General features: G+C 63.6%; 25 protein-coding genes. 10 read left to right on the forward strand and 15 right to left on the reverse strand.

What is annotated here, in order from left to right; translation table 11 throughout:
* Positions 1-294: 294 nt before the first annotated feature.
* The 8 genes from GUY40_RS20915 (at position 295) to GUY40_RS20950 (ending at position 7468) form a co-directional block, all read left to right on the forward strand.
* The gene (locus GUY40_RS20915; RefSeq protein WP_166570817.1) at positions 295-1044 is read left to right on the forward strand and encodes a GntR family transcriptional regulator; all 750 of its coding nucleotides are present in this window, start codon (positions 295-297) and stop codon (positions 1042-1044) included.
* Positions 1041-2759 (forward strand): fumarate reductase/succinate dehydrogenase flavoprotein subunit, encoded by a 1719-nt coding sequence (locus GUY40_RS20920; protein ID WP_166570818.1) that lies wholly within the window; start codon positions 1041-1043, stop codon positions 2757-2759. Before GUY40_RS20915 ends, GUY40_RS20920 begins: the two co-directional genes overlap by 4 nt.
* A 22-nt stretch (positions 2760-2781) precedes the next feature.
* Positions 2782-3027 carry a ferredoxin family protein gene (locus GUY40_RS20925; RefSeq protein ID WP_166570819.1) on the forward strand — a complete coding sequence of 82 codons (246 nt, stop codon included), beginning with the start codon at positions 2782-2784 and terminating at the stop codon, positions 3025-3027.
* A gap of 134 nt (positions 3028-3161) precedes the next feature.
* Positions 3162-4568 (forward strand): ABC transporter substrate-binding protein, encoded by a 1407-nt coding sequence (locus tag GUY40_RS20930; protein WP_166570820.1) that lies wholly within the window; start codon positions 3162-3164, stop codon positions 4566-4568.
* A gap of 11 nt (positions 4569-4579) precedes the next feature.
* On the forward strand, positions 4580-5377 hold the full coding sequence (locus GUY40_RS20935; RefSeq protein ID WP_166570821.1) for an ABC transporter permease: 798 nt from the start codon (positions 4580-4582) through the stop codon (positions 5375-5377).
* A complete protein-coding gene (locus GUY40_RS20940) occupies positions 5374-6228 on the forward strand; it encodes an ABC transporter ATP-binding protein (protein WP_166570822.1) in 855 nt (284 codons plus the stop codon). The genes GUY40_RS20935 and GUY40_RS20940 overlap by 4 nt, the downstream gene beginning before the upstream one ends.
* Positions 6225-7193 (forward strand): HEAT repeat domain-containing protein, encoded by a 969-nt coding sequence (locus GUY40_RS20945; RefSeq protein ID WP_166570823.1) that lies wholly within the window; start codon positions 6225-6227, stop codon positions 7191-7193. The genes GUY40_RS20940 and GUY40_RS20945 overlap by 4 nt, the downstream gene beginning before the upstream one ends.
* Positions 7190-7468: a gamma-butyrobetaine hydroxylase-like domain-containing protein gene (locus GUY40_RS20950; RefSeq protein WP_166570824.1), complete on the forward strand. Its 279-nt coding sequence runs from the start codon at positions 7190-7192 to the stop codon at positions 7466-7468. The genes GUY40_RS20945 and GUY40_RS20950 overlap by 4 nt, the downstream gene beginning before the upstream one ends.
* Here GUY40_RS20950 and GUY40_RS20955 read toward each other — a convergent pair.
* Positions 7462-8367, reverse strand: a complete 906-nt coding sequence (locus GUY40_RS20955; protein ID WP_166570825.1) for a LysR family transcriptional regulator — start codon at positions 8365-8367, stop codon at positions 7462-7464. The genes GUY40_RS20950 and GUY40_RS20955 overlap by 7 nt on opposite strands.
* Before the next feature lie 192 nt (positions 8368-8559).
* Between GUY40_RS20955 and GUY40_RS20960 the strand changes: the two genes are divergently transcribed.
* Positions 8560-8838, forward strand: a complete 279-nt coding sequence (locus GUY40_RS20960; protein ID WP_166570826.1) for a DUF3303 domain-containing protein — start codon at positions 8560-8562, stop codon at positions 8836-8838.
* 144 nt (positions 8839-8982) lie between these two features.
* Here the strand turns inward: GUY40_RS20960 and GUY40_RS20965 are convergent, their stop codons facing one another.
* The 5 genes from GUY40_RS20965 to ribBA all read right to left on the reverse strand — a co-directional run bounded on the left by GUY40_RS20965 (position 8983) and on the right by ribBA (position 14164).
* Positions 8983-10134 carry an ABC transporter ATP-binding protein gene (locus GUY40_RS20965; protein ID WP_166570827.1) on the reverse strand — a complete coding sequence of 384 codons (1152 nt, stop codon included), beginning with the start codon at positions 10132-10134 and terminating at the stop codon, positions 8983-8985.
* A 17-nt stretch (positions 10135-10151) separates the two neighbouring features.
* Positions 10152-10961, reverse strand: coding sequence for an ABC transporter permease (locus tag GUY40_RS20970; protein ID WP_166570828.1), 810 nt, complete (start codon positions 10959-10961; stop codon positions 10152-10154).
* Between the two features lie 6 nt (positions 10962-10967).
* The gene (locus GUY40_RS20975; protein WP_178117913.1) at positions 10968-11906 is read right to left on the reverse strand and encodes an ABC transporter permease; all 939 of its coding nucleotides are present in this window, start codon (positions 11904-11906) and stop codon (positions 10968-10970) included.
* Positions 11891-12916 (reverse strand): polyamine ABC transporter substrate-binding protein, encoded by a 1026-nt coding sequence (locus GUY40_RS20980; protein WP_166570829.1) that lies wholly within the window; start codon positions 12914-12916, stop codon positions 11891-11893. The genes GUY40_RS20975 and GUY40_RS20980 overlap by 16 nt, the downstream gene beginning before the upstream one ends.
* 138 nt (positions 12917-13054) lie before the next feature.
* Entirely contained in the window at positions 13055-14164 is a 1110-nt protein-coding gene (ribBA, locus tag GUY40_RS20985; protein WP_166570830.1) for a bifunctional 3,4-dihydroxy-2-butanone-4-phosphate synthase/GTP cyclohydrolase II, read from the reverse strand.
* 88 nt (positions 14165-14252) lie between these two features.
* On the opposite strand from ribBA, the gene GUY40_RS20990 reads away from it, so the two are divergent.
* Positions 14253-14546 (forward strand): DUF1330 domain-containing protein, encoded by a 294-nt coding sequence (locus tag GUY40_RS20990; protein WP_166570831.1) that lies wholly within the window; start codon positions 14253-14255, stop codon positions 14544-14546.
* Positions 14547-14681: 135 nt separating this feature from the next.
* On the opposite strand, the gene paaZ is transcribed toward GUY40_RS20990, so the two are convergent.
* The 9 genes from paaZ to paaH form a co-directional block, all read right to left on the reverse strand.
* Positions 14682-16736: a phenylacetic acid degradation bifunctional protein PaaZ gene (gene paaZ, locus GUY40_RS20995; RefSeq protein ID WP_166570832.1), complete on the reverse strand. Its 2055-nt coding sequence runs from the start codon at positions 16734-16736 to the stop codon at positions 14682-14684.
* Between the two features lie 272 nt (positions 16737-17008).
* Complete coding sequence (gene paaE / locus GUY40_RS21000; protein WP_166570833.1) at positions 17009-18085, reverse strand: 1,2-phenylacetyl-CoA epoxidase subunit PaaE; 1077 nt, start codon at positions 18083-18085, stop codon at positions 17009-17011.
* 32 nt (positions 18086-18117) lie between these two features.
* Positions 18118-18651 (reverse strand): 1,2-phenylacetyl-CoA epoxidase subunit PaaD, encoded by a 534-nt coding sequence (gene paaD, locus GUY40_RS21005; protein ID WP_166570834.1) that lies wholly within the window; start codon positions 18649-18651, stop codon positions 18118-18120.
* Positions 18638-19393 (reverse strand): 1,2-phenylacetyl-CoA epoxidase subunit PaaC, encoded by a 756-nt coding sequence (paaC, locus tag GUY40_RS21010; protein ID WP_166570835.1) that lies wholly within the window; start codon positions 19391-19393, stop codon positions 18638-18640. The genes paaD and paaC overlap by 14 nt, the downstream gene beginning before the upstream one ends.
* Positions 19394-19401: 8 nt before the next feature.
* Positions 19402-19683 (reverse strand): 1,2-phenylacetyl-CoA epoxidase subunit PaaB, encoded by a 282-nt coding sequence (paaB, locus tag GUY40_RS21015; protein WP_166570836.1) that lies wholly within the window; start codon positions 19681-19683, stop codon positions 19402-19404.
* Between the two features lie 17 nt (positions 19684-19700).
* Complete coding sequence (gene paaA, locus GUY40_RS21020) at positions 19701-20690, reverse strand: 1,2-phenylacetyl-CoA epoxidase subunit PaaA (RefSeq protein WP_166570837.1); 990 nt, start codon at positions 20688-20690, stop codon at positions 19701-19703.
* A 275-nt stretch (positions 20691-20965) separates the two neighbouring features.
* Positions 20966-22273, reverse strand: coding sequence for a phenylacetate--CoA ligase PaaK (gene paaK / locus GUY40_RS21025; protein WP_166570838.1), 1308 nt, complete (start codon positions 22271-22273; stop codon positions 20966-20968).
* 112 nt (positions 22274-22385) lie between these two features.
* Positions 22386-23597, reverse strand: coding sequence for a 3-oxoadipyl-CoA thiolase (gene pcaF / locus GUY40_RS21030; RefSeq protein ID WP_166570839.1), 1212 nt, complete (start codon positions 23595-23597; stop codon positions 22386-22388).
* Positions 23590-25107, reverse strand: coding sequence for a 3-hydroxyacyl-CoA dehydrogenase PaaH (gene paaH, locus GUY40_RS21035; RefSeq protein WP_166570840.1), 1518 nt, complete (start codon positions 25105-25107; stop codon positions 23590-23592). The genes pcaF and paaH overlap by 8 nt, the downstream gene beginning before the upstream one ends.

The raw sequence follows: 25107 nt of genomic DNA on the forward strand, positions 1-25107 counted from the left end.
CGCGATGGGCTGCGCAGCGGCCCCCGAGGCCGGTGATATCTACGACAAGCCCTGGGAATGCGGGCGACTTTGGAATCGCCGGGGCCGCTTCGCAGCCCATCGCGGCCAGGTCCGCTCCTACAAGGGTTTGCGTCGCTCTATTCCTTAACTGACCGGCATTAAAAGGCAAGCCTGGGCCCTACCATTGGATCAAAAGCGCCCTGTGTCTATAGATATAGCATTTTGGTATTTCAGATTATTTGGTTAGATCGACTATTGTTCACGGCATATCTTGTCATAACAAGTTGATCGCGCATGGCACAGTTACTCCCCCTGTCACCCGTTCCCCTCTACAGCCAGCTCAAGGAGCTGCTGCGTTCGCGCATTCTCGACGGCACTTATGCGCCCATGGCGCGCATGCCGTCGGAAAGCGAGCTTGGCGCTGCGTTCGAGGTCAGCCGCATCACCGTGCGCCAGGCGCTGGGCGACCTGCAAAAGGAAGGGCTGATTTTCAAGATCCACGGCAAAGGCACCTTTGTCTCCAAACCCAAGGCGTTCCAGAACGTATCGACCCTGCAAGGCTTGGCCGAATCGATGACGCAGATGGGCTATGAGGTGTTGAACCGCCTGCGCAGCTTCAAGTCGGTGCCCGCCACGGCGCTGGTCGCCGAGCGCCTGCAGGTGAAGGAGGGCACGCCGGTCACCGAGATCAAGCGGGTGCGCCTGATCAACCGCGCGCCGGTGTCGCTGGAAATCACCTACCTGCCGCAGAGCATCGGCGAGCGGCTGGAAAAGGCCGACCTGGCCACTCGCGACATCTTCCTGATTCTGGAAAACGACTGCGGCATCGCCCTTGGCCACGCTGACCTTGCGGTAGACGCCGTGCTGGCTGACGCCGACCTCGCCCAGGCGCTGGAAGCCGAGGAGGGCAGCCCGATCATGCGCATCGAACGGCTGACCTTTGATGCCAATGGCGCGCCACTGGATTTCGAATACCTCTATTACCGCGGCGACTCCTTCCAGTACCGCCTGCGGATCGACCGGAACAAGGAGCCGCGTGCATGAACACCCTGGAACAGGAATACGACATCGTCGTGATCGGAGGCGGCACCGCCGGCCCCATGGCGGCGATCAAGGCCAAGGAGCAGAACCGCGATCTGAAGGTGCTGCTGGTGGACAAGGCCAACGTCAAGCGCAGCGGCGCGATCAGCATGGGCATGGACGGCCTCAACAATGCCATTATTCCCGGCCACGCCACGCCCGAGCAGTACACCAAGGAAATCACCGTGGCCAACGATGGGGTGGTCAACCAGACCGCTGTGCTGGCCTACGCCGAACACAGTTTTGCGACGCTTGAACAGCTGGACCGCTGGGGCGTGAAGTTCGAGAAGGACGAGACCGGCGATTACGCGGTGAAAAAAGTCCACCACATGGGCGCCTATGTGCTGCCGATGCCCGAAGGTCACGACATCAAGAAAGTCTTGTACCGCCAGCTCAAGCGGGCGCGGGTGCAGATCAGCAACCGGTTGGTGGCCACGCGGCTGCTGACTGACGAGCAAGGCGCGGCCAACGGCGTGATGGGCTTTGACTGCCGCACCGCTGACTTCCATGTGATCAAGGCCAAGGCGGTGATTCTTTGCTGCGGCGCAGCGGGCCGCCTGGGCTTGCCGTCGTCGGGCTACCTGATGGGCACCTACGAGAACCCGACCAATGCCGGCGACGGTTATGCCATGGCCTACCACGCCGGGGCGGAACTGGCGAACCTGGAGTGCTTCCAGATCAACCCGCTGATCAAGGACTACAACGGCCCGGCCTGCGCCTACGTGACCGGCCCCCTGGGCGGGTATACCGCCAACAGCAAGGGCGAGCGCTTTATCGAGTGCGACTACTGGAGTGGCCAGATGATGTGGGAGTTCCATCAGGAACTCGAAGGCGGCAACGGTCCGGTGTTCCTCAAGCTCGACCACCTGGCCGAAGAAACCATCCAGGACATCGAGCAGATCCTGCACAGCAACGAGCGCCCCAGCCGTGGCCAGTTCCACGCCGGGCGCGGCACCGACTACCGCCGGAAAATGGTCGAGATGCACATCTCCGAGATCGGTTTTTGCAGCGGTCACAGCGCTTCGGGCGTGTGGGTCAACGAGCGTGCCGAAACCTCGGTCAAGGGCCTGTACTCGGCCGGTGACATGGCGGCAGTGCCGCACAACTACATGCTCGGCGCTTTTACTTATGGATGGTTTGCCGGCGTCAATGCGGCGACCTATGTGGCCGGGCGCGAGCACGGGCCAGTGGATGCCGCCCAGGTGGCCGCCGAGAAAGCCCGGGTCCAGGCCCCGCTGCTGCGTGAGCACGGCCTGCCACCTTCGCAAGTGGAGTACAAGCTGCGGCGCATGGTCAACGATTACCTGCAGCCGCCGAAGGTGACCAAAAAGATGGAAATCGGCCTTGAGCGGTTTGCCGCCATCGAAGCGGACCTGGCGCAGATCAAGGCCAACAACCCCCACGAATTGATGCGGGCGATGGAAGTGGCGGTGATTCGCGATTGTGCCGAAATGGCCGCCCGCGCCTCGCTGTTCCGCAAGGAAAGCCGCTGGGGCCTGTACCACCACCGGGTCGATTATCCGCTGCGCAATGACGCCGACTGGTGGTGCCACTGCCACCTGAAAAAGGACCCGAACGGCACCATGGTCAGCTTCAAGAAGCCGATCGAGCCCTACCGTGTGGCCCTCGACGATCAAGAACAGCAGGCCTACAACCGCCTGCGCGTCGGCGCCGCCTGAGCGCCCAAGGGAGAACCGAACCATGGCTTTTCAACCCCAGGAAATCTTCTTTCGCAGCAACGCCCCGGTCACGGTCGATGAAGACCTGTGCATCGCTCACAAAGGCTGCACCGTGTGCGTGGACGTCTGCCCGATGGATTTGCTGGCCATCAACCCGGCAACGCAAAAGGCCTACATGGCGTTTGACGAATGCTGGTATTGCATGCCGTGCGAAACCGACTGCCCGACCGGGGCGGTGAAGGTCGAGATTCCGTACCTGCTGCGCTGAAAAACACCGCAAGCCAACACTATAAAAAGCCACCGGCCACCCACCGGACGCCTGATGCCATACCCCTCGTCTCCTACCACGCCGACCCGTGGCGCAGACGATTTCCCGTAGCCAAGACTCGAGGGGACACACCCATGCGTGCACGCACCACCATCGCCGGCCTGTTACTGGCGGTCAGCGCCCTGTCGGCGCAAGCCCAGACCATCCGCATTGCCATCGGCACCCAGGACACCACCATCAACTGCGCCGCCGGCGGCCTGATGATTCGCGAACTGGGCCTGCTGGACAAATACCTGCCCAGGGACGGCGCCTATAAGGACGTCACCTATGACATTCAGTGGAAGAACTTCACCAGCGGCGCACCGCTGACCAACGAAATGGTAGCCGGCAAGCTGGACTTCGGCGCCATGGCCGACTTCCCAGGGTCGCTCAACGGCGTGGCCCATGAGGCCGCGGGCAGCCACAGCCTGTTTATCAGTGTGCTGTCCGGCAGCACCGAGGGCAGCGGCAACGGTATCGTCGTACCGAAGGACTCCAGGGTGCAGTCCTTCGCCGAGCTCAAGGGCCAGACCATTTCGGTACCTTTTGCTTCCACCGCCCACGGCATGCTGTTGCGCGCCGTTGCGGCCCAGGGCTGGGACCCGGACAAGGACCTGACCATCATCGCCCAGCCGCCTGAAGTGGCGGGCTCGGCGCTGCAGGCCAACAAGATTGCCGCCCACGCCGATTTCGTGCCCTTCGCCGAGCTGTTCGAAAGCCGGGGCTTTGCCCGCAAGATCTACGACGGCTCGCAGTCCAGGGCGCCGACCTTCCATGGCGCACTGGTCGAAAGCGACTTCGCGAAAAAATACCCGCAAATCGTCGTCGCCTACCTTCGCGCCAGCCTTGAGGCCAACCAGCTGCTGGCTGCAGAGCCTGAGAAATACAGCGAGCTGATCGAGAAGGTCACCGGCATCGACGCTTCGGTGAACTACCTGTTCCACGGCCCGCTGGGCCTGCAAACCCGCGACCTGAGCTGGAAACCGGAATACCGCCAGGCGGTGGCGACAGCCATCGACACCCTCAAGCTGCTGAAAAAGGCCGACCGTGGCCTGAACACCGACACTTTCATCAACGACCAGTACATCCGCGAAGCCTTCAAGGCCCAGGGCATGGACTACGACCAGCAGTTGCACCACTACGCCCAGCAGCCGCTGAAGGCCACGGATGCCAGCACGGGCGCTGCGATCACCGACTTCAAGAACGTCGCGCAGATCTGGGTCAAAGGCGAGCCGACGGTGCGCAGCTACGCCTCGCCACAATCAGCGTTGGCGGCACTGGCCAACCTTGAAGCCGAGGGCAAGGGCATTCGTGCCCTGTACACCCAGGCCAGTGACAGCGGCATCAAACTGTTGGCCAATCAAGCCTGGTTCGTTCGCGATGGCAAAGGCCAGCTGCGGGCCTTCCTGCTCAAGGAGCAAGCCGAGCGCCATGCGGCGAGCCACGGCGGCCAGGTCAATGATTTCTCGGCCACCCGCCGGGCATTCGTGGCCGCACGTTGAGGGCCATTGCGATGCCAAACCTTTTATCCACTCGACTGGGGCGTCGAGCGCTCCAGCTCGGTTCGGTGCTGGCGTGCCTGCTGTTCTGGCAACTGGCCGCAAGCCAGCGGCTGGACCTTGGGCTGGTGACGTTTCGCAACGTCCCGCCGCCGCTGGAGGTGCTGGCGGCGGCCTGGGCGCTGGTCAGCTCCGATGCCCTGGCGCGCCATCTTTTCAGCAGCCTGGGCCGAGTGGCCGCGGGCTACCTGGCGGCGGCTCTGGTGGCGGTGCTGCTGGGCCTGGCCATCGGCCGCTCGCGCTGGGCTGAAAGCCTGCTGCTGCCACCGTTGGAAGTGCTTCGGCCGATCCCGGCGGTGGCGTGGATTCCGCTGGCAATCCTGATGTTTCCATCATCGGAACTGTCGATGATCTTCATCACCTTCACCGGCGCCTTGTTCCCGATCCTGCTCAATACCGTTCATGGGGTTGAAGGCGTCGACCGCCGCCTGATCGCCTCGGCCCGCAGCCTCGGCGCAGGGCGCCTGGCGATCCTGCGCGAGGTAATCATCCCCGGCGCTGCGCCCAGCATCGTCACCGGGCTTGCGATCGGCATGGGGACCTCGTGGTTCTGTCTGGTCACCGCGGAAATGATCTCCGGCCAATGGGGTATCGGTTACTACACCTGGGAGGCCTACACCTTGCAGAACTACGCAGACATCATCGTCGGCATGTTGCTGATCGGTTTGCTGGGCATGCTCAGCAGCGGCCTGATCAAGCGCCTGGGCGGGCTCGCCACGCCCTGGTATCGCCTGCAGGAGAAAAGCGCATGAGTGCTCTGAAAACACCCAGCGTGAAAGGGCGCGTGGACATCGACCAGGTCAGCATTCGCCTGGGGCAGGGGCCGCAGGCGTTCGAGGCGGTGCAGGCGCTGAGTTTCGATATCGCCCCCGGCGAGTTCGTCTGCATTCTCGGGCCGTCCGGCTGCGGCAAGTCGACGTTGCTCGGTGCGCTTGCCGGGCACTTGCAACCTTCGGCCGGCAGCGTGAAGGTCGATGGCAAGCCGGTGTCCGGCCCGTCGCCCGAGCGCGGCATGGTGTTCCAGCACCATACCCTGCTGCCCTGGCGCAGGGTGCTCGACAACGTCGCTTTCGGCCTGAAGATGCAGGGCATCGGCAAGGCCGAGCGCCGCCAGCGCGCGCGGGAATTTCTCGCTTGGGTCGGCCTTGAAGATTTCGCCGAGCGCTGGCCGCAGCAACTCTCCGGCGGCATGCAGCAACGGGTGGAAATCGCCCGGGTGTTGATCAATCGCCCGGGCCTGCTGCTGATGGACGAGCCCTTCGGCGCGCTCGATGCGCAAACCCGCAGCCAGATGCAAGCGCTGCTGCTGGACATCTGGGCGCGCATCGGCACCACGGTGCTGTTTGTCACCCATGACATTGATGAAGCGCTGTTTCTGGCCGACCGCATCCTGGTCATGAGCCCGCGCCCGGGGCGCTTTATCGAAGACCTGCGGCTGGACTTTGCCCGCCCGCGCCAACCGGAGCTGATCACCAGCCCTGCCTTTGTCCACCTCAAACGCCATTGCCTGGAGCTGCTGCGCCATCAGGATGGCCGTGAACTGCCGCGCCTGACCCCGCTCGGGCTCCCCCTGGAAAACCAGAGGCCTCGATTTGCCCTATGAATACTCTTGTCAGTGACAACCCGGATATTCTCGAACTGCAACCGCGGCTGATCGATGAGGACGCTGCCGTAAGGCGCATCGCCCTGATCGAACTGGCCGACCTGGAAGACCCGGACGCTTTGCCATGGCTCACCGCCAGCCTGGGCGACGACCCGGCCGATGAGGTGCGCGCCGAAGCTGCGCGCTTGCTGGAGGCCTGGGAGGAACCGGAGGTGGTGCAGGCCCTGTGCGAAGCCCTGAGCGACCGTGACCTCAAGGTCCGGGTCGCGGCCGCGCAAAGCCTCAGCCAGCTGAAGACCGCCGAAGCCGGTCGGGTGATTCTGCCCTGGGCTTCTCACACCGATGTGTTCGTTCGCAGCAGCGCCTTGCGGGCCTTGCGTGAATTGCGCCTGCCCGCCAGCGCCGCCGTGGCCCTGGCAGCCTTGAACGACACCCAGGCCAGCGTGCGCCGCGAAGCGCTGGGCATTCTGGGCTGGCTCAAGCAACACAGTGCGCTGGCAGAGCTTGCCCGGCTGTTGCGCGACGACCCGGACACCGATGTGCGCCGCGCCGCTGCCGGGGCGCTGGGCTTTGCCAGTGACGACTCGGTGCTGGCCGCGTTGCAGGCGGCGCTGGAGGATGCCCAATGGCAGGTGCGCGAGGAAGCGGCCACCACCCTGGGCAAGCTTGGCCTGGTACCGGCCGGGCCTGCCCTGGTGAAAGCGCTCGATGACGACTATTGGCAAGTGCGCCTGCGCGCGGCCCGTGCATTGGGCCGCCTGGCCTTCCCGGCGGCGCTGCCGGGGCTGGTCGAATTGCTCGAACATCCGATCAGCAACCTGCGCAAGGAAGCCGCCCTGGCCTTGGGTGAATTGCGTGACCCGGCGGCGCTCGCTGCGCTTGAAGCAGCAGCGCACGACAGCGACCCCGAGGTGCGCAAGGCTGTGCGCATTGCCCTGACTCAACTGCAGGGTGGCGGGCAATGATCCCGGTCGCCCTCGACAACGCCCGGGGCCGCGGCGAGCTGAAGGTGCACTGGCAGGATGGGCTCAGCCAGACCTTCAGCCATGCCGGCCTGCGCGCTCGTTGCCCGTGCTCGCGCTGCCGGGCTGCGCGCCTGGGCGGGCGCATCGAGCTGGTCAGTGACAGCGTCCGGCTGATTGCGCTGAACCCGCAGGGCTATGGCGTGCAGTTGGTCTTCGACGACGGCCATGACCTGGGGATTTTCCCGTGGCATTACCTGCGCGAACTAACTCACTGAACGCGGAATTGCTCCTTGCAGTACTCGATAAACAACTGGGCTGGCTTGGTCAGCTGGGCGCGCTTGAGCCAGCCGGCGACCAACCCGGAGCCCGTCACGTTCTCGGCGATATTGACGCTCACCACCTGTTTGCCGTCGTAGGTAAACGGCGAGTGCGGTCGAGTGACCAGCACTGAAAAGCCGAAACCCTGGCCGACCATGCCACGGACCATCTCGATCGAAGGTGAGCTGAAAACGATATTGGGCGTTAGGCCCAGCTCTTCGAAAATGCTCACGAAGTAGGTCCGGCTAGGCTGCACGTCGAGCAGTATCATCGGTTCCAGCGCCAGGTCGCGCAGCGACACCTGGGCTTGATCGGCAAAGCGATGGCCCTCGGGCAACAAGGCATAGGGCCGTTGCGGCGCCATCAACGGCTCGGTTTCGATGGTGCCGTCCAGCTCGTGGTCGTAGAAAATCGCCAGGTCAAAGCGCCCGCCGGTCAGGCCTTGCACCAGCTCCTGTTGTTCGCCGTCCTGCAGGCGAATCTCGACGCCCGGGTAGCGCTCGCGAAAGCCGGCGATCAGGCGCGGCAGGTAAAGCGGGGCGACGGTTTCAAAGCAGCCGATATCGATCTGGCCGCAGATCACATCGTTGTCGGCCAGGGCGTTCTGTTCGAACTCCTTGGCCATGCGCAGCAGCTCCTGGGCCTTGCGGTAAAAGCGCCCGCCGCTCGGCGTCAGCGACACGCCCTGGGCGTGATGGCGGATAAACAATTGCACGTTGAAACTTTCTTCCAGGCCCTTGATCGCCGTGGAAATCGACGGCTGGGCGATATACAGCTTGCGCGAGGCTTCGGCGACACTGCCGCATTCCACGGTGGTGACGAAGTACTTCAGCTGACGCAGGGTATAGGAAGCCACGGCATACCTCGAAGACGTTCCGGTTATCCCGTTACCTTACCCTGTTCACGGCGCGGCGCTGCTTCGGATTTTGCTTGCCAGTGACAATATTTACGCTGGAAGGCGTGACTGGAGGATCAACGGTCATACGCCCTGGCGGGCAAGTGCTAAGCCTTGTGATTGGGGGTCACTGAGCAAGGCTGGAGGTGACACATGTTATTTATCGTCAAGTGGCGGGCGTGCCCGGCGTCGCGCGATGCCGCGATCGAACGTTTTGTCCGTACCGGTGGCTTGCCGCCTGAAGGCGTGAAGATGATTGGCCGCTGGCATGCGGTTGGCAGCGGTATGGGCTTTGGCGTGGCGGAGGCGGATGACGTCACGCCGGTTCAGCGCTGGGCCCTGCAATGGAATGATTTGCTCGAGATGGAAGTGTACCCGGCGATGACCGATGAACAGGCGGGGCCGTTGATGGCGGCGGCGGTGGGGCGCTGACGCTGCTGTTTTCCTGAAACACCGCAGCGTCTGTATCGCGAGCAAGCCTTGCTCCTACCGGGTAGGAGCAAGGCTTGCCTGCGATGACTTCAACACGGTGTGCCAGATCCACCGCAAGCCATGGTACATGGAAGTGAATGCCGTTCAGTGCGCCCCAGCGGCCTTGTTCAGGTCACCCTCGGTCCATTCGGTGTACACGCAGGCATCCGCCGTCGCCCAGCGCACTTTGACCGGGTCCCCTTGCTTGAGCGGCATGCCCGCCGCTGACAAGGCCTTGACCGTCATCGCCGTGCCGCCGGCGGTGATCACGCTGCAGGTTTGGCTTTCACCCAGGAACAACACTTCGGTCACCGTTGCGGTCACTTCGTTCCAGCCCGCCGCCAAGGGCTCCTGAGCGGCTTGCGGAACGCTCAGCGCCAGGGCTTTTTCCGGGCGCACCATCAACAGCACGTCCTGGTCGACTTTAAGCCCCGACGTCAGGCGAATCGACAGCGGTTGGCCTTCGAAGGTGGCCGCCGCATTGCTCTGGGCCTTGAACCGCAGAAAGTTGGAGTTCCCCAGAAACGACGCCACAAAGGCATTCGGCGGGTTCTGGTAGAGGTCATAGCCACTGCCCAGGCCGACGATTTTGCCGTGGCTGAAGATGGCGATGCGCTGGGACAGGCGCATGGCCTCTTCCTGGTCGTGGGTCACGTAGACAATGGTGATGCCCAGGCGACGGTGCAGTTGGCGCAACTCGTCCTGCAGGTCTTCACGCAGCTTTTTGTCCAGCGCACCGAGTGGCTCGTCCATCAACAGAATGCGTGGCTCGTACACCAGCGCCCGGGCGATGGCGACCCGCTGTTGCTGGCCGCCGGACAGTTGCGAAGGGCGGCGGTGGGCAAACTTGTCCAGCTGTACCAGCTTGAGCATGGCATCGACTTTCTTGTCACGTTCGGCCGCGGACAGTTTGCGGATCGCCAGCGGGAAAGCAATGTTGTCGCGCACCGACAGGTGCGGGAACAGCGAATAGCGCTGGAACACCATGCCGATATCGCGTTTGTGCGGCGGCACGTTCACCAGCGATTTGCCGTCGACCAGAATTTCACCGCTGCTGGGCGTTTCGAAACCGGCCAGCATCGACAGCGTGGTGCTTTTGCCCGAGCCGCTGGAACCGAGGAAGGTCAGGAATTCGCCTTCCTGGATATCCAGTGAAATGTTGTCAACGGCCGCAAAATCACCGTAATGCTTGTTCAGGTTGTGCAGGCTGACCAGCGGCTGCCGGGTTTGCGCGGACTCTTGGATTACAGCACTCATCGTCTTCTCCTGTGCGCTCAGGCGCTGATTTCATTGCGCCGGCGCAGGGCGGCGGCGATCACCATGACCAGTACCGACAAGCCGATCAGCAGCGTCGAGGCGACGGCGATCACGGGAGTCAGGTCCTGGCGCAGGGTGGTCCACATTTTCACGGGAAGGGTTTGCAGGGTCGGGCTGGCCATCATCACGCTCAGCACCACCTCGTCCCACGACACCAGAAAGGCAAACAGCGCGCCGGCCACCATGCCCGGGCGAATCCCCGGGAAGGTCACCTTGAACACCGCTTGCAGGCGCGAGGCACCGCAGATCACCGCCGCATCTTCAATCGACTGATCGAACAGCTTCAGCGAGTTGATGATCGAGATGATGGTGAACGGCAGGGCGACGATCACGTGGCTGACCACGAAGGAAAACATCGTCCCGGTGTAGCCCAGCTTCAGGAACAGCGCATACACCGCCACGGCAATGATCACCAGCGGCACGATCATCGGCAGGGTGAACAGCCCGTAGAGCATTTCACGGCCACGAAAACGTCCGCGCACCAGGGCAAACGCGGTGGGCAAGCCCAGTGCCACGGAGAAAAACGTGGTCAGGATCGCGACCTTGAGGCTGGCCAATGCAGCGTCTATCCATTCCGGGTTGGAAAAGAACTGGCCGTACCATTTCAGCGTCCAGCCCGGTGGCGGGAACACCAACCATTGCGAGGAGCCGAACGACAGCAGCACGATAAACACAACCGGCAGCACCAGAAACAATGCAATCAGCCCGGTGGTGGCGTAGAGGCCGAAGCGCAGGCGTCGGCTCATGGCGTTGGGAGTCAGGAGCATGATCGCTTACCTCGCGTTGCTGGAGCCGACCGGTGATTCCGGCTGCAGCTTCAGGTAGAAGTAGAACAGCACCAGGGTAATCACGATCAGCAGTGCCGCGGCGGCGCTGGCCAGGCCCCAGTTCAGGAACGATTGCACCTGTTGCACGATGAATTCAGGCAGCATCATGTTCTGCGCACCGCCCAGCAGGGCCGGGGTGACGTAGTAACCGAGCGACATCACGAACACCATCAAGGCGCCCGAGAACAGGCCCGAGCGGCACAGCGGCAGGAACACCTTGAAGAAGTTGGTCCAGGGGCTGGCACCGCAGATCGCGCCGGCTTGCAGCACCATCGGGTCGATCGCCTGCATGGTCGCCTGCAACGGCAGCACGATGAACGGGATCATGATGTAGGTCATGCCGATCACCACGCCGGTGAGGTTGTGAACCATCTCAAGCGGCACATCGATGATGCCCATCGCCATCAGCGCCTTGTTGATCACCCCGGAGGCCTGCAACAGCACCAGCCACGAGTAGGTCCGCGCCAGCAGGCTGGTCCACATCGACAGCAGCACAATGTTCAGCACCCAGCGGCCCCAGCCGCGTGGCACCAGGGTGATCGCCCAGGCCAGCGGGAAACCCAACAGCACGCTGAACAACGTCACCAGGCCAGCCACCGAGAAGGTGTTGAACAGCACCCGGGCGTAGGCCGAGTTGGCGAACAATTGTTCGTAGTTACCCAGCCCCGGTACCGGCTCCATCACCCCGCGCAGCAACAGACCAATCAGCGGCGCGAAGAAGAACAGACCCAGGAAGATCAGCGCCGGCAGCAAATTGCTGGCGCCACGCCAGCGATGGCTGAGCGACGTGTCGTTCTTGGCCGCCTTGCCGCCGGCGCTGGGCGCGCCGACAGCCGGGGTGGGTTGAGTGGGGGTAGCCACGGGCATTTTCATTTGACCAGCCATTCGTTCCACCGTGTCGCGATATCAGGACCGTTTTTGGCCCAGTAGGCGAAGTCGAGAGTGATCTGATCCTTGGCGTAGGCGGTCGGCAGGTTCGGGGCCAGCTCAGGCTTGAGCAAGCTGACGCTTTCAGTGTTGACCGGCGCGTAGGCGGTGAGGTTGGCGAACTCGGCCTGACCCTTGGCACTGCTGGAGTTGGCCAGGAACTTCATGGCGGCGTCCTTGTTCTTGGCGCCTTTTGGGATGACCAGGAAGTCGGCCATGACCAGGTTCTGTTTCCAGCTCACACCCACGGGTGCGCCGTCTTGTTGCAGGGCATAGACGCGGCCGTTCCAGAACTGGCCGAGGCTGGCTTCACCGGAGGCCAACAGTTGTTGCGACTGCGCGCCGCCGCCCCACCAGACGATGTCTTTCTTGATGGTGTCGAGTTTCTTGAAGGCGCGGTCCAGGTCGAGCGGGTAGAGCTTGTCGGCGGCGACGCCGTCGGCCAGCAGCGCCAGTTCCAGCACGCCCGGGCTTGGCCATTTGTACAGGGCACGCTTGCCGGGGAAGGTCTTGGTGTCGAACAGCGAGGTCCAGTCCACCGGTTTGTTGGCGCCGAGCTTGCTTTCGTTGTAGCCCAGCACGAAGGAGAAGAAGAACGACCCTACGCCATGGTCGGAGACGAAGCGCGAATCCAGCTTGCTGCGGTCGATGGTCTTGAAGTCCAGCGGTTCCAGCAGGCCTTCGGCGGCGGCACGCAGGGCGAAGTCGGCTTCGACGTCGACGATGTCCCATTGCACGTTGCCGCTTTCGACCATGGCCTTGAGCTTGCCGTAGTCGGTTGGCCCGTCCTGCACCACCTTGATGCCGCTTTCCTTGCTGAAGGGCTCAGCCCAGGCCGCCTTTTGCGCGTCCTGGGTGGTACCGCCCCAGCTGACGAAGTTCAAACTGTCGGCGGCCAGCGCAGCAGTGCCGGACAGCGCCAGAACGGCGGCGGCCAGCAGTGCGGTTGAACCTTTAGTGAATACCATGTGTACGCCCTCGATGTTGTTGTGATTGGGTCGACAGCAGCAGGTTGTTCAGGGTCAAACGTTATTAGGTCTACGGGATATCATATTATGGTATTCCAAACTTTTGGCAAGGCTTTTGGCCTGACCAGTCATCCGCTGCTAGCCGGTGAACGGAATGCTCTCCACCACTTCCAGGTCGTAGCCGGTCAAGCCCGCGTATTTCAGCGGCGGGCCCAGGTGGCGCAGCTTGCCCACGCCCAGGTCCTGGAGGATCTGCGCACCGGTGCCCACTTCAGAATAGATGCGTGATTGCGAGCGGCTGTACTGGCGGGGCGGCTGGGTCAATTGCGGCACGCGCTCAAGCAGCGCCTGGGACGATTCATGGTTGGCGAGCACCACCACCACGCCGGTGCCGTGCTCGGCGACCTTCTGCAGCGCGGCCCAGAGCGTCCAGTTCGACGGGCCGGTGTACTCGGCACCGACCAGGTCGCGCAGCGGGTCGATGACATGGACGCGCACCAGGGTGGGCTCTTCGCGGCGGATCTGGCCCATGACCATGGCCATGTGGACGCCGCCTTCGATGCGGTCTTCATAGGTGAACAGACGGAAGGTGCCGTGCACGGTCGGCAGGTCGCGCTCGCCATTGCGCACGATGGTGTGTTCGGTGCTCAGGCGGTAATGGATCAGGTCGGCGATGGTGCCGATCTTGATGCCATGGCGGGCAGCGAAGACTTCCAGGTCCGGGCGCCGGGCCATGGTGCCGTCATCGTTCATCACCTCGACAATCACCGAGGCGGGGGTGAGGCCAGCCAGGCGCGCCAGGTCGCAACCGGCTTCGGTGTGCCCGGCGCGGGTCAATACGCCGCCTTCGCGGGCCCGCAGCGGGAAGATGTGGCCAGGCTGGACAATGTCATCGGCACTGGCGCCGGGGGCCACGGCCGCCTGCACGGTACGCGCGCGGTCAGCCGCTGAAATACCGGTGGTCACACCGGTGGCGGCTTCGATCGAGACCGTAAACGCGGTGCTGAACACACTGCCGTTGCTCGGCACCATCTGTTCCAGGCCCAGCCGCTGGCAGTGTTCATCGGTCAGGGTCAGGCAGATCAGGCCGCGCGCTTCGCGGGCCATGAAGCTGATGGCTTCGGGGGTGCAGCAATCTGCCGCCAGCAGCAGGTCGCCTTCGTTTTCGCGGTCTTCGTCGTCGACCAGCAAGACCATCTTGCCTTGCCGGTAGTCTTCGATGATTTCTTCGATGCTGTTGAAAGCCATGGCGCGAGTACTCTTGTTCGGGTGAATGTTTGTTCTGATGGATTATGGTATACCATAAGACCAATTCAACCGAAACCATGAGGTCAGCATGAAGGCATATTGGATTGCCCACGTCGATGTCACCGACCCGGAGCAATACAGCGAATACACAAAGCGCGCGCCGGCCGCTTTTGCGGCGTTTGGCGGACGGTTGCTGGCCCGTGGCGGGCGCAGCGAGGCGATGGAGGGCAGGGCCACGCCGCAGCGCAGCGTGGTGATCGAGTTCGAGTCGTATGATCAGGCGCTGGCGTGCTACCGCTCGGCGCAGTATCAGCAAGCGTGCGGGCATCGGCAGGGCGTGGCCAGGGCCGAGGTGATCATTGTGGAAGGGGTTGAGGGCTGAAAGGGGCCGCTCTGAAGCCAGTCGGTTAAGGCGAATTACTTGTGGGAGCGGATTTATCCGCGAATAGCCTCACTGCGGTTCGCCTGAGATACCGCGGTGGTTCTATTCGCGGATAAATCCGCTCCCACATCTAGGTCAACCCTGCTTTTTCACCACCAGCGTCAAAATGTCATAACTGGCCACCAGTTCGCCCAGCTGGTTGGTCACTTCCACATCCCATGCCACCACGCCTTGGGGGATGCCCTGCGGGCTCTTTTTGCCCTGGTCGATCTTGCGTTTGCACGTCAAACGCGCCTGGATCGTGTCGCCGATACCGACCGGGTTGATAAAGCGCAGGGTGTCCAGGCCGTAGTTGGCCAGCACCGGGCCAGGCGCTGGCGAGACGAACAGCCCGGCCGCCGCCGACAGCACGAAGTAGCCATGGGCGATGCGCTTGCCGAATTGCGATTCCTTGGCCGCGATGTCGTCGAAGTGCATATAGAAGTGGTCACCCGACAGGCAGCCAAAGTTGACCAGGTCAGCCTCGGTGACGGTACGTCGATGGGTCAGCAACGATTCGCCGATCTGCAGGTCTTCGAAGTGACGGCGGAACGGGTGGACCTCGGTCTCGATCACCTTGGCGCCACGCACGTATTCACCGGTAACCGCCGCCAGCATGGTCGGCGAGCCCTGTACGGCGGTGCGTTGCAGGTAATGCTTGACCGCCCGCAGGCCGCCCAGCTCTTCACCGCCACCGGCGCGGCCCGGGCCGCCGTGCTTGAGTTGCGGCAGCGGCGAGCCGTGGCCGGTGGATTCGCCGGCGCAGTCGCGGTCCAGTACCAGTACCCGACCATGCAGGGCGGCGGCAGCCGGGACCACTTTGGCAGCAACTTTCGGATCATGAGTGATCAGGCTGGCCACCAGGCTGCCTTTGCCGCGCGCGGCCAGGGCAATGGCTTCGTCGAGGTCGTCGTAGGCCATCAGCGTGCTGACCGGGCCGAACGCTTCGATGTCGTGGGCGCCGCCTTCGGCATGCGGATCGCGAGCCTGCAACAGCGTCGGGGCGAAGAACGCACCTTCGCTGACGCCCTCACCGCGCGGGGCAAAGCCGTCGCTGGCGCCGAAGAGCTGGTCGCAGCTTTGCAGCAGCGCTTGCAGGCGCTCGCCGACGTCCTTCTGCTGGTCGTGGGAGGCGAGGGCGCCCATGCGCACGCCTTCTACCGACGGGTCACCGACCACCACCCTGGCCAGCCGCTCGCGCAGCCGTGTTGCGACCGCATCAATGTGCTTGGCCGGGACGATGGCGCGGCGGATGGCGGTGCATTTCTGCCCGGCCTTGGTGGTCATTTCCTTGGCCACTTCCTTGATGTAGAGCTCGAACTCTTCATCGTCCGGGCTCACGTCGGGGCCGAGGATGGCGCAGTTCAGCGAGTCGGCCTCGGCATTGAACGGCACCGAATGACGGACCAGGTTCGGGTTCACCCGCAGCTTGGCGGCGGTGTCGGCGGAGCCGGTGAAGGTCACCACGTCCTGGCCTTGCAGGCGGTCGAGCAGGTCACCGGTGCTGCCGATCACCAGTTGCAGGCTACCCGCCGGCAGCAGGCCGGACTCATCCATCAGACGCACCACCGCTTCAGTCAGGTAGCTGGTGGCGGTCGCCGGTTTGACGATGCACGGCATGCCGGCCAGGAAGCACGGCGCGAACTTTTCCAGCATGCCCCAGATCGGGAAGTTGAAGGCGTTGATGTGCACCGCCACGCCGCCGCGCGGTACCAGAATATGGGTGCCGGCGAAGGTGCCTTGCTTGCTCAGCTGCAGTGCCGGGCCTTCATGGACGATATTGCCCGACGGCAGTTCGCGCGAGCCCAGGCTTGCGTAGGTGAACAGCGTGCTGTTGCCGCCTTCGATATCGATCCAGCTGTCAGCGCGAGTGGCACCGCAGTGGTGAGAAATGGCGTACAGCTGCTCCTTGCGCTCGGCCAGGTACAGCGCCAGCGCCTTGAGTCGCGCGGCCCGTTGCTGGAAGTCCAGGGCCATCAGGCCGCTGACACCCTGGAGGCGACCGTGCTCGACGGCCTCCTGGAAGTCCGGGCGCTCTTCGTGGGTGCGCGCCAGAATGTGGCCGTCCAGTGCGCTGCGCAGGGGCTGGGCGCCGTGTTGACCGATCCAGCGGCCGGCGATGAAGCTTTGCAGCGTAGGGGCGTGAGACATTACGTAATCTCCGGGGTTATTTTTGTGTGGGGTGTGGGGGCCTCATCGCGGGCAAGCCCCAATGCCAGCCAGTTTAGGAACTGAACTGTAGGAGCGGACCTGGCCGCGATGGGCTGCGAAGCGGCCCCGGCGATTCTGAAATCACCTGCACTCGCTGGCTGAATCGCAAATGCCAGTGGCCTCAGGGGCCGCTGCGCGGCCCATCGCGGCCAGGTCCGCTCCTACAGGTGTTGCGTCGTTCAATATGCCCGCGATGGCGGCGCCGCGGTCCATCAGATCTGATCGAAATCCAGCACCACCTTGCTGCTGACCGGGAAGGTCTGGCACGACAGCACGAAGCCCGCCGCCACTTCGTAGTCTTCCAGCGCGTGGTTGCTGTCCATCTCCACTTCGCCTTCGATCACCTTGCACTTGCAGGTCGAGCACACCCCGGCCTTGCACGAGTACGGCAGTTCGGCGCCGATGGCGTTGCCGGCGTCGAGCACGCTGACGGTGTTGCGCGGCAGGTCGAAGGCCAGGGCGCGGCCGTCGCTGATCACGGTGATCTGGCTGACCGCCGAATCCAGCGCATGGGCGGCCTGGCGGGCTTCGCGCTTGTGTTCACTGCCAGCAGCGGCGAACAGTTCGAAGTGGATGCGCTCAGCCGGCATGCCCTTGCCCTTGAGCTGGTCGCGCACGGTTTCGGTCATCGCTTGCGGGCCGCAGATAAAGGCCGCGTCCAGCTGCTTGACGTCCAGCCAGCGGCTGAACAGCTGCTCGCATTTGTCGGCGTCGATACGGCCGTTGTAAAGGTCGACGTCCTGCTGCTCGCGGCTGAACACGAAGATCAGGTTCAGGCGTTGCAGGTAGCGGTTTTTCAGGTCTTCAAGCTGTTCGCGAAACAGCGCGCCGGAGCTTGAGCGATTGCCGTAAAGCAACGTCACGCGGCTGCCCCGTTCGGTTTCCAGCGTGGTCTTGATGATCGACAGGATCGGCGTGATGCCGCTGCCGGCGGCCACGGCCAGGTAGTGACCGTGGCGCGCGGGGTCGAGCGGCACGTGGAAATGCCCCGACGGCGGCATGACCTCCAGCACATGGCCGGGCTTGAGCACGTCGTTGGCATAGGCGGAAAAACGCCCGCCGGCCACCCGCTTGACCGCCACGCGCAGCTCGCCGTCATTGACGCCGGTGCAGATCGAATAGGAACGGCGGACTTCTTCGCCATCAAGCAAGGTGCGCATCACCAGGTGCTGGCCCTGGGTGAAGTGAAAGCGGTCTTGCAGCTCGGCCGGGATGTCGAAGACGATGGACACCGCGTCGCGGGTTTCAGGCCGCACTTGCTTGACGGTCAGGCTGTGGAATTTGCTCATGGTGGTTCTCCAGCGGGCTTGGCAAGGCCCGCTCAGATGCACTTGAAATAGTCGAAGGGTTCGCGGCAATCACAGCAGCGGTACAGCGCCTTGCAGGCCGTGGAGCCAAACTGGCTGAGCAGCTCGGTGTGCACGCTGGCGCACTGCGGGCAGCGGATCTCGGGCGCTTGACCCAGCAGGCTGCGCTTGCTGGTACTGCCTTCGGGCGGTGCGATGCCATAGGCGCGCAGGCGCTCGCGGCCGGTGGTGCTGATCCAGTCGGTGGTCCAGGCCGGGGTCAACTTGCGCTCAAGCTTCGGCGCGGCAAAACCGGCCAGCTCCAGCGCCTGACGGATGTCGTCCTCGATCACCTCGGTGGCCGGGCAGCCGGAGTAGGTCGGGGTGACCACTACGTGCAGGTGGCCGGCCTGCCAGTCGACGGCGCGGACGATCCCGAGATCGACCACGCTGACCACCGGCACTTCCGGGTCCATGACCTCGCCGAGCACGGCCCAGGCCTGGCGCAGGTCGTTGCCCTGGGCCTGTCGCGCGCCGCGGTCGCTGGCGATCAGCTCACCAGGTTGCATCGGGGTAGGCTCGTGGCAGGTATTGCATTTCGGCCAGCAGCAGGCCCAGGTGTTCGCTGTGCACGCCGTTGCGGCCACTGAGGTAGAAGTGGCTGGCGGGCGTTGGAACGGGCAGGGTGGCGCTGTCGAAAATGTCGTTTACGGTGCGTTGCCAGCTGGCGGCGATCTGCTCGGGCGAGGCACCGATGCCGGTTTCGAACAGACGGTCTTCGACGGCGTCGCTGTTGACCAGCTCGACGGTAAAGCGCCAGACCTGCGCGATAGCGGCGATCATGCGCTGGTGGCTTTCATCGGTGCCATCGCCCAGACGCTCGACCCACTCACCGGAACGGCGCAAGTGGTAAGTCACTTCCTTCAAAGCCTTGGCGGCGATGCCGGCAATACGCTCGTCGCTGGACTGGCTCAGGCCCTCAAGCACCGGGTAATGCCAGGCGTCATAGAAGAACTGCTTGAGCAGGGTCACGCCGAAGTCGCCGTTGGGCTGTTCAACCAGCAGCAGGTTGCGGAACTCGCGTTCGTTGCGACGGAACGCCAGGTCGTCGGCGGTGCGGCCGTCATCGAGCAGTTCGGCAGCGTATTCCAGCCAGTTGCGGGCCTGGCCGACCAGGTCCAGGCCGACGTTCATCAACGCCAGTTCTTCTTCCAGCGCTGGCGCGTGGCCGCACCATTCGCACAGGCGCTGGCCCTGGATCAGGGCGCTGTCACCGAGGCGCAGCAGGTATTGGATCAGATCATCGTTCATGGTCGACCTCACATGTGTCCGACTTCAGCCGGCAGGTCATAGAAGCTGGCATGCCGGTAGACCTTGTCGTCGGACGGGTCGAACAGCGGGTCTTTCTCATCCGGCGAGGAGGCGGTAATCAACGCCGAGGGCACCACCCACAGGCTCACCCCTTCGCTGCGGCGGGTGTACAACTCGCGTGCGTTCTCGATCGCCATGGCGGAATCAGCGGCATGCACGCTGCCGACATGTTTATGGTTCAGGCCGTGCTTGCTGCGCACGAAGACTTCGAACAGGGTCCACTCGGACATGACAGATACTCCGGGAATCAGGCTGCGTTCTTGTTGTGTTTTTTGCGGGCGTGGGCGACCGCAGCTGCGCGCACCCAGGCACCGTCTTCGATGGCCTTGCGGCGGGTGGCGACGCGTTCCTGGTTGCACGGGCCATTGCCCTTGAGCACCTCATAAAACTCGTTCCACTGGATCTCGCCGAAATCGTAGTGGCCGCGTTCCTCGTTCCACTTAAGGCAAGGGTCCGGGGCGGTGCAGCCCAGCAGTTCCAGCTGCGGGATGGTCTGGTCAACGAAGCGCTGGCGCAGTTCGTCATTGCTCTGGCGCTTGATCTTCCAGGCCATGGACTGGGCGCTGTTGGGCGAGTGTTCGTCGCTTGGGCCGAACATCATCAGCGACGGCCACCACAGGCGGTTGATCGCGTCCTGGACCATGTCCTTCTGGGCCTGGGTGCCATGACGCATCATGGTCAACAGGATTTCGTAGCCCTGGCGCTGATGGAAGCTCTCTTCCTTGCAGATGCGCACCATGGCCCGGGCGTAAGGGCCGTACGAGGTGCGCTGCAGCACCACCTGGTTGACGATGGCGGCACCGTCGACCAGCCAGCCCACCACGCCCATGTCGGCCCAGCTCAGGGTCGGGTAATTGAAGATGCTCGAGTACTTGGCGCGGCCGCTGTGCAGCTTGGCGATCTCTTCGTCGCGGTCGGCGCCCAGGGTTTCCATGGCGCTGTACAGGTACAGGCCGTGGCCGGCCTCGTCCTGGATCTTGGCCATCAATTGCAGCTTGCGCTTGAGGCTCGGGGCGCGGGTGACCCAGTTGCCTTCGGGCAGCATGCCGACGATCTCGGAATGGGCGTGCTGGGAAATCTGACGGATCAGGGTTTGCCGGTAGGCGTCGGGCATCCAGTTCTTGGCTTCGATCTTGATTTCAGCGTCGATCTTTTCCTGGAAGGCACGCTCCTGCGCGGACATTTCGTCCAGCGACTTGAGGCGTTTGACGCCGGTCTCAACCAGTTGTGCGTACATGCTGTGTCTCCAGCCCGTGAAGGGGTGTGTGGCCTGGAGGTATTTATAAGCGATACATAATTTAATTACAAACACAAAATAACGTGTCGTATGTGTTTTTGTATCGCTTTTTCCCGCGCACATAAAAAAGCCCCGCCAGGGCGGGGCAAGGGAAGATCAAAAGCTTCGCGGATAAATCCGCTCCCACATTAAAAACCTCGCCACAGAGGATGGGTCGGGTTACCTGTGGGAGCGGATTTATCCGCGAATAGCCGCTACACGGTCTAAAGCCTCACTTATCGGTTATCAATCACATGACAAGCCTTACCCTCCGAACGCTTCATCGAATGCGCCGGCTGCAGCACGATCCGCGAGCTGATACCGATATAGGTCTTGATGTGCTTGCTCAGCTCGGCACACACCGCCTTCTGCTGCTCATCGCCCAGTAACTGGTGTTCAGCCTTGAGCTCCACGTGCACGTCGATGCTGTCCAGGTTGCCATTACGATACAAATGTATCTCGTAATTCTCTGAAAGCTGTTTGACTTTAAGTACTTGCTCCTCGATCTGGGTCGGGAACACGTTGACGCCGCGGATGATCAGCATGTCGTCGCTGCGGCCGGTGATCTTGTCAATACGGCGCATCGGTCGCGCGGTGCCCGGCAGCAGGCGCGTCAGATCGCGGGTGCGGTAGCGAATCATCGGCAGGGCTTCCTTGCTCAACGAGGTGAACACCAGCTCGCCCAACTCGCCGTCTGGCAGCACGGCACCGGTGACCGGGTCAATGATCTCGGGGTAGAAGTGGTCTTCCCAGACGGTCGGGCCGTCCTTGGTTTCGGCGCACTCCATGGCCACGCCCGGGCCCATGATTTCCGAGAGCCCGTAGATGTCCAGAGCGGTGATGCCCATTCGCGCTTCAATGGCGGCGCGCAGTTCCGGCGTCCACGGCTCGGCGCCGAAGATGCCCAGGCGCAGGGCCAGCTTGTGCGGGTCGATGCCCTGGCGTTCGATCTCGTCGGCCAGGTTAAGCATGTACGACGGGGTGACCATGATGATGTCGGGCTGGAAGTCGCGGATCAGCTGGACCTGCTTTTCGGTCTGCCCGCCGGACATCGGGATCACCGTGCAACCGAGGCGCTCGGCGCCGTAGTGGGCGCCCAGGCCGCCGGTGAACAGGCCGTAGCCGTAGGAGATATGCACCTTGTCGCCACGCCGGCCACCGGCGGCGCGGATCGAGCGGGCGACCACGTTGGCCCAGGTGTCGATGTCGTTCTGGGTGTAGCCGACCACGGTCGGTTTGCCGGTGGTGCCGCTGGAGGCGTGCAGGCGCACCACGTCATGCATCGGCACGGCAAACAGGCCATAGGGGTAGTTGTCACGCAGGTCCGACTTGGTGGTGAAGGGCAGCCGGGCCAGGTCGTCCAGGGATTTGATGTCGTCAGGGTGGATGCCGGCTTCATCGAAGCGCTGGCGGTACAGCGGTACGTTTTGATAGGCGTGGCTGACGCTCCAGCGCAAGCGTTCGAGCTGGTGCTGGCGCAGTTCGTCGATGCTGGCGGTTTCCATCGGGTCGAGCACGGCGGCATTGGCAATGTGCATGTTCATGAATTCACTCGAATTGTTTTTGTGTCCAGCCGGTCGCTGCCGGCTTGAGTGCATGAGCTCAAGGATACCCCTGCGCCCACGGCCTGTTGTGACTCTTTGGTCGGGTGGCGGCTCAGCCGTCCAGGCGCTCGATGATCAGCGCGATGCCCTGGCCGACGCCGATGCACATGGTGCACAGGGCGTAGCGGCCGTTGCGTTGTTCCAGTTCATGCAGGGCGGTGGTGACCAGCCGTGCGCCGCTCATGCCCAGCGGGTGGCCCAGGGCAATGGCGCCGCCGTTGGGGTTGACCCGCGTGTCGTCATCGCGGATGCCCAGTTCGCGCAGCACGGCCAGGCCCTGGGCGGCGAAGGCTTCGTTGAGCTCGATCACGTCCATGTCGGCCAGGCTCAGGTTGGCCAGTTCCAGCACTTTGCGCGTCGCCGGCGCCGGGCCGATGCCCATGATGCGCGGCTCGACCCCGGCGGTGGCCATCGCCACCACCCGGCCGCGGGCTTTCAGGCCATAGCGCTGAGCTTGTTCGCGGTTGGCCAGCAGCAGCGCGCAGGCACCGTCGTTGACGCCTGAGGCGTTGCCGGCGGTGACGCTGCCGTTGGCGCGGAACGGGGTACCGAGCTTTGCCAGTTGCTCAAGGGTGGTGTCGGCACGTGGATGTTCGTCCTGCTCGACGATCTTGGCCGGGCCTTTGCGCTGGGGAATCTCGACCGGCACGATCTCCCTGGCCAGGCGACCATTGAGCTGGGCCGCGGCGGTGCGTTGCTGGCTACGCAGGGCAAACAGGTCCTGGTCGGCGCGGGAGATATTGAACTGCTCGGCGACGTTCTCGGCGGTCTCCGGCATCGAGTCGATGCCGTACTGTTTCTGCATCAGCGGATTGACGAAGCGCCAACCGATAGTGGTGTCGAAGATCTCCGCCTGGCGCGAAAACGCGGTCTCGGCCTTGCCCATCACCATCGGTGCACGGGACATGGATTCGACGCCGCCCACCAGCATCAAGCCGGCCTCGCCGCAGCGAATGGCGCGAGCCGCCGTGCCGACCGCATCCAGCCCCGAACCGCAGAGGCGATTGAGGGTGGTGCCCGGCACGCTCACTGGTACGCCGGCCAGCAGCGCCGACATGCGCGCGACGTTGCGGTTGTCTTCGCCCGCCTGGTTGGCGCAGCCGTAGATCACGTCATCGACCTGGTTCCAGTCCACTTGCGGATGACGCTTGAGCAGCGCACGCAATGGCACGGCGCCCAGGTCGTCGGCGCGCACGCCGCTCAAGCTGCCTGCGTAACGGCCAATCGGCGTGCGTACGGCATCGATGATCAGGGCATCATTCATGAAACAGGCTCCCATCGGCCAATTGCCGACGCAGTTGCAGGGAAGGGCGGTAACGCTCCTCGCCATAGGTGGATTGCAGGTTGTTCAGGACGGTGGTCACGGTGGCGATGCCGAGGCTGTCGGCCCAGGCCAGCGGACCGCGCGGGTAATTGACCCCGGCGCACATGGCCAGATCAATGTCCGCCGCCGAGGCCACGCCTTGCAGCAGCGCGTCGGCACCTTCGTTGGCGAGCATGGCGACGGTGCGCAGCACGCACAGGCCGGGGCTGTCACGCAGGGCGCTGGCGCGGATGCCGACGGCGGCCAGCAGGCCCACCGCTTGATCGATGGCCGCTTGCGAAGTGCCGGCGGCCCAGCTGATGCCCAGGCGGCTGGCGCTGCGGTAGTCCAGCGCCAGGTCGAGCAGAATCAGGTTACTTAAGCCCTCTTCAAAGGCGCGCTGGCTGGCCAGGCGACCGTCGCTCAGCGCCAGCACCGCGTCGCCGACGCGCAGCAGGCCCCGGCCATCGCGTTGCAGCACAGCAATGCCTTGATCGCGCAATCGGTCGAGCAACGGGCTCAAGGCACCGAGCTGGCCTTCGACCACCACACTCTCGACCTGGGTCGTGCTGCTCAGGCTGGCGGGTTGCGGGCGCTCTGCACCTTCGCGGTAATCATAGAAACCGTGCCCGCTCTTGCGGCCCAGTCGACCGGCGTCCACCAGTTCCTTTTGAATCAGCGAGGGCTGGAAGCGCATGTCCTGGTAGTAGGCGTCGAACACCGAACAGGTCACGGCGTAATTGACGTCGTGGCCGATCAAATCGGTCAGCTCGAAGGCGCCCATGCGAAAGCCACCGGCCTCGCGCAGCAAGGCGTCGAGGGTGGCGCAATCGGCGACGCCTTCCTGCAGCAGGCGCAGGCTTTCGGTATAGAAGGGCCGGGCCACGCGATTGACGATAAAGCCCGGGGTGGAACGGGCAAACACCGGTTTCTTGCCCCAGGCGCGGGCGGTGGCGTGCAGGCTGGCAGCCAGCTCCGGGTCAGTGGCCAGGCCGCAGACGATTTCTACCAGCGCCATTAGCGGCGCGGGGTTGAAGAAGTGCATGCCGATCATGCGCTCGGGGTGTTGAAGGCCTGCGGCAAGGCTGGTGATCGACAGCGACGAGGTGTTGCTGGCCAGGATGCAGTCCGGCCGGCACAGGGCCTCAAGCTGGGCGAACAACTCGCGTTTGACCTGCAGGTTTTCGACGATGGCTTCGATCACCAGGCTGGCATCGGACAGGGCCAGAAGTTCGTCGGCCGGTTGCAGATGGGTCATGCAAGCGTCGTAAGCACTGGCGGCCAATTTGCCGGCTTCGACGCGCTTGCTCAGTTGTCGGCCAATCCCTTCGATGGCCTGCGCTGCGGCGCCGGGCCTTTTGTCGTAAAGGCGGACCGGGTGGCCCGCTTGCGCGGCGACCTGAGCGATACCGGCACCCATGGCGCCGGCGCCGATCACGGCCACTAATGCATTGTTGTTCAAGGCCTGCAT

The organism is Pseudomonas sp. R5(2019) (assembly GCF_009905435.1).
Taxonomy (GTDB): Bacteria; Pseudomonadota; Gammaproteobacteria; order Pseudomonadales; family Pseudomonadaceae; genus Aquipseudomonas.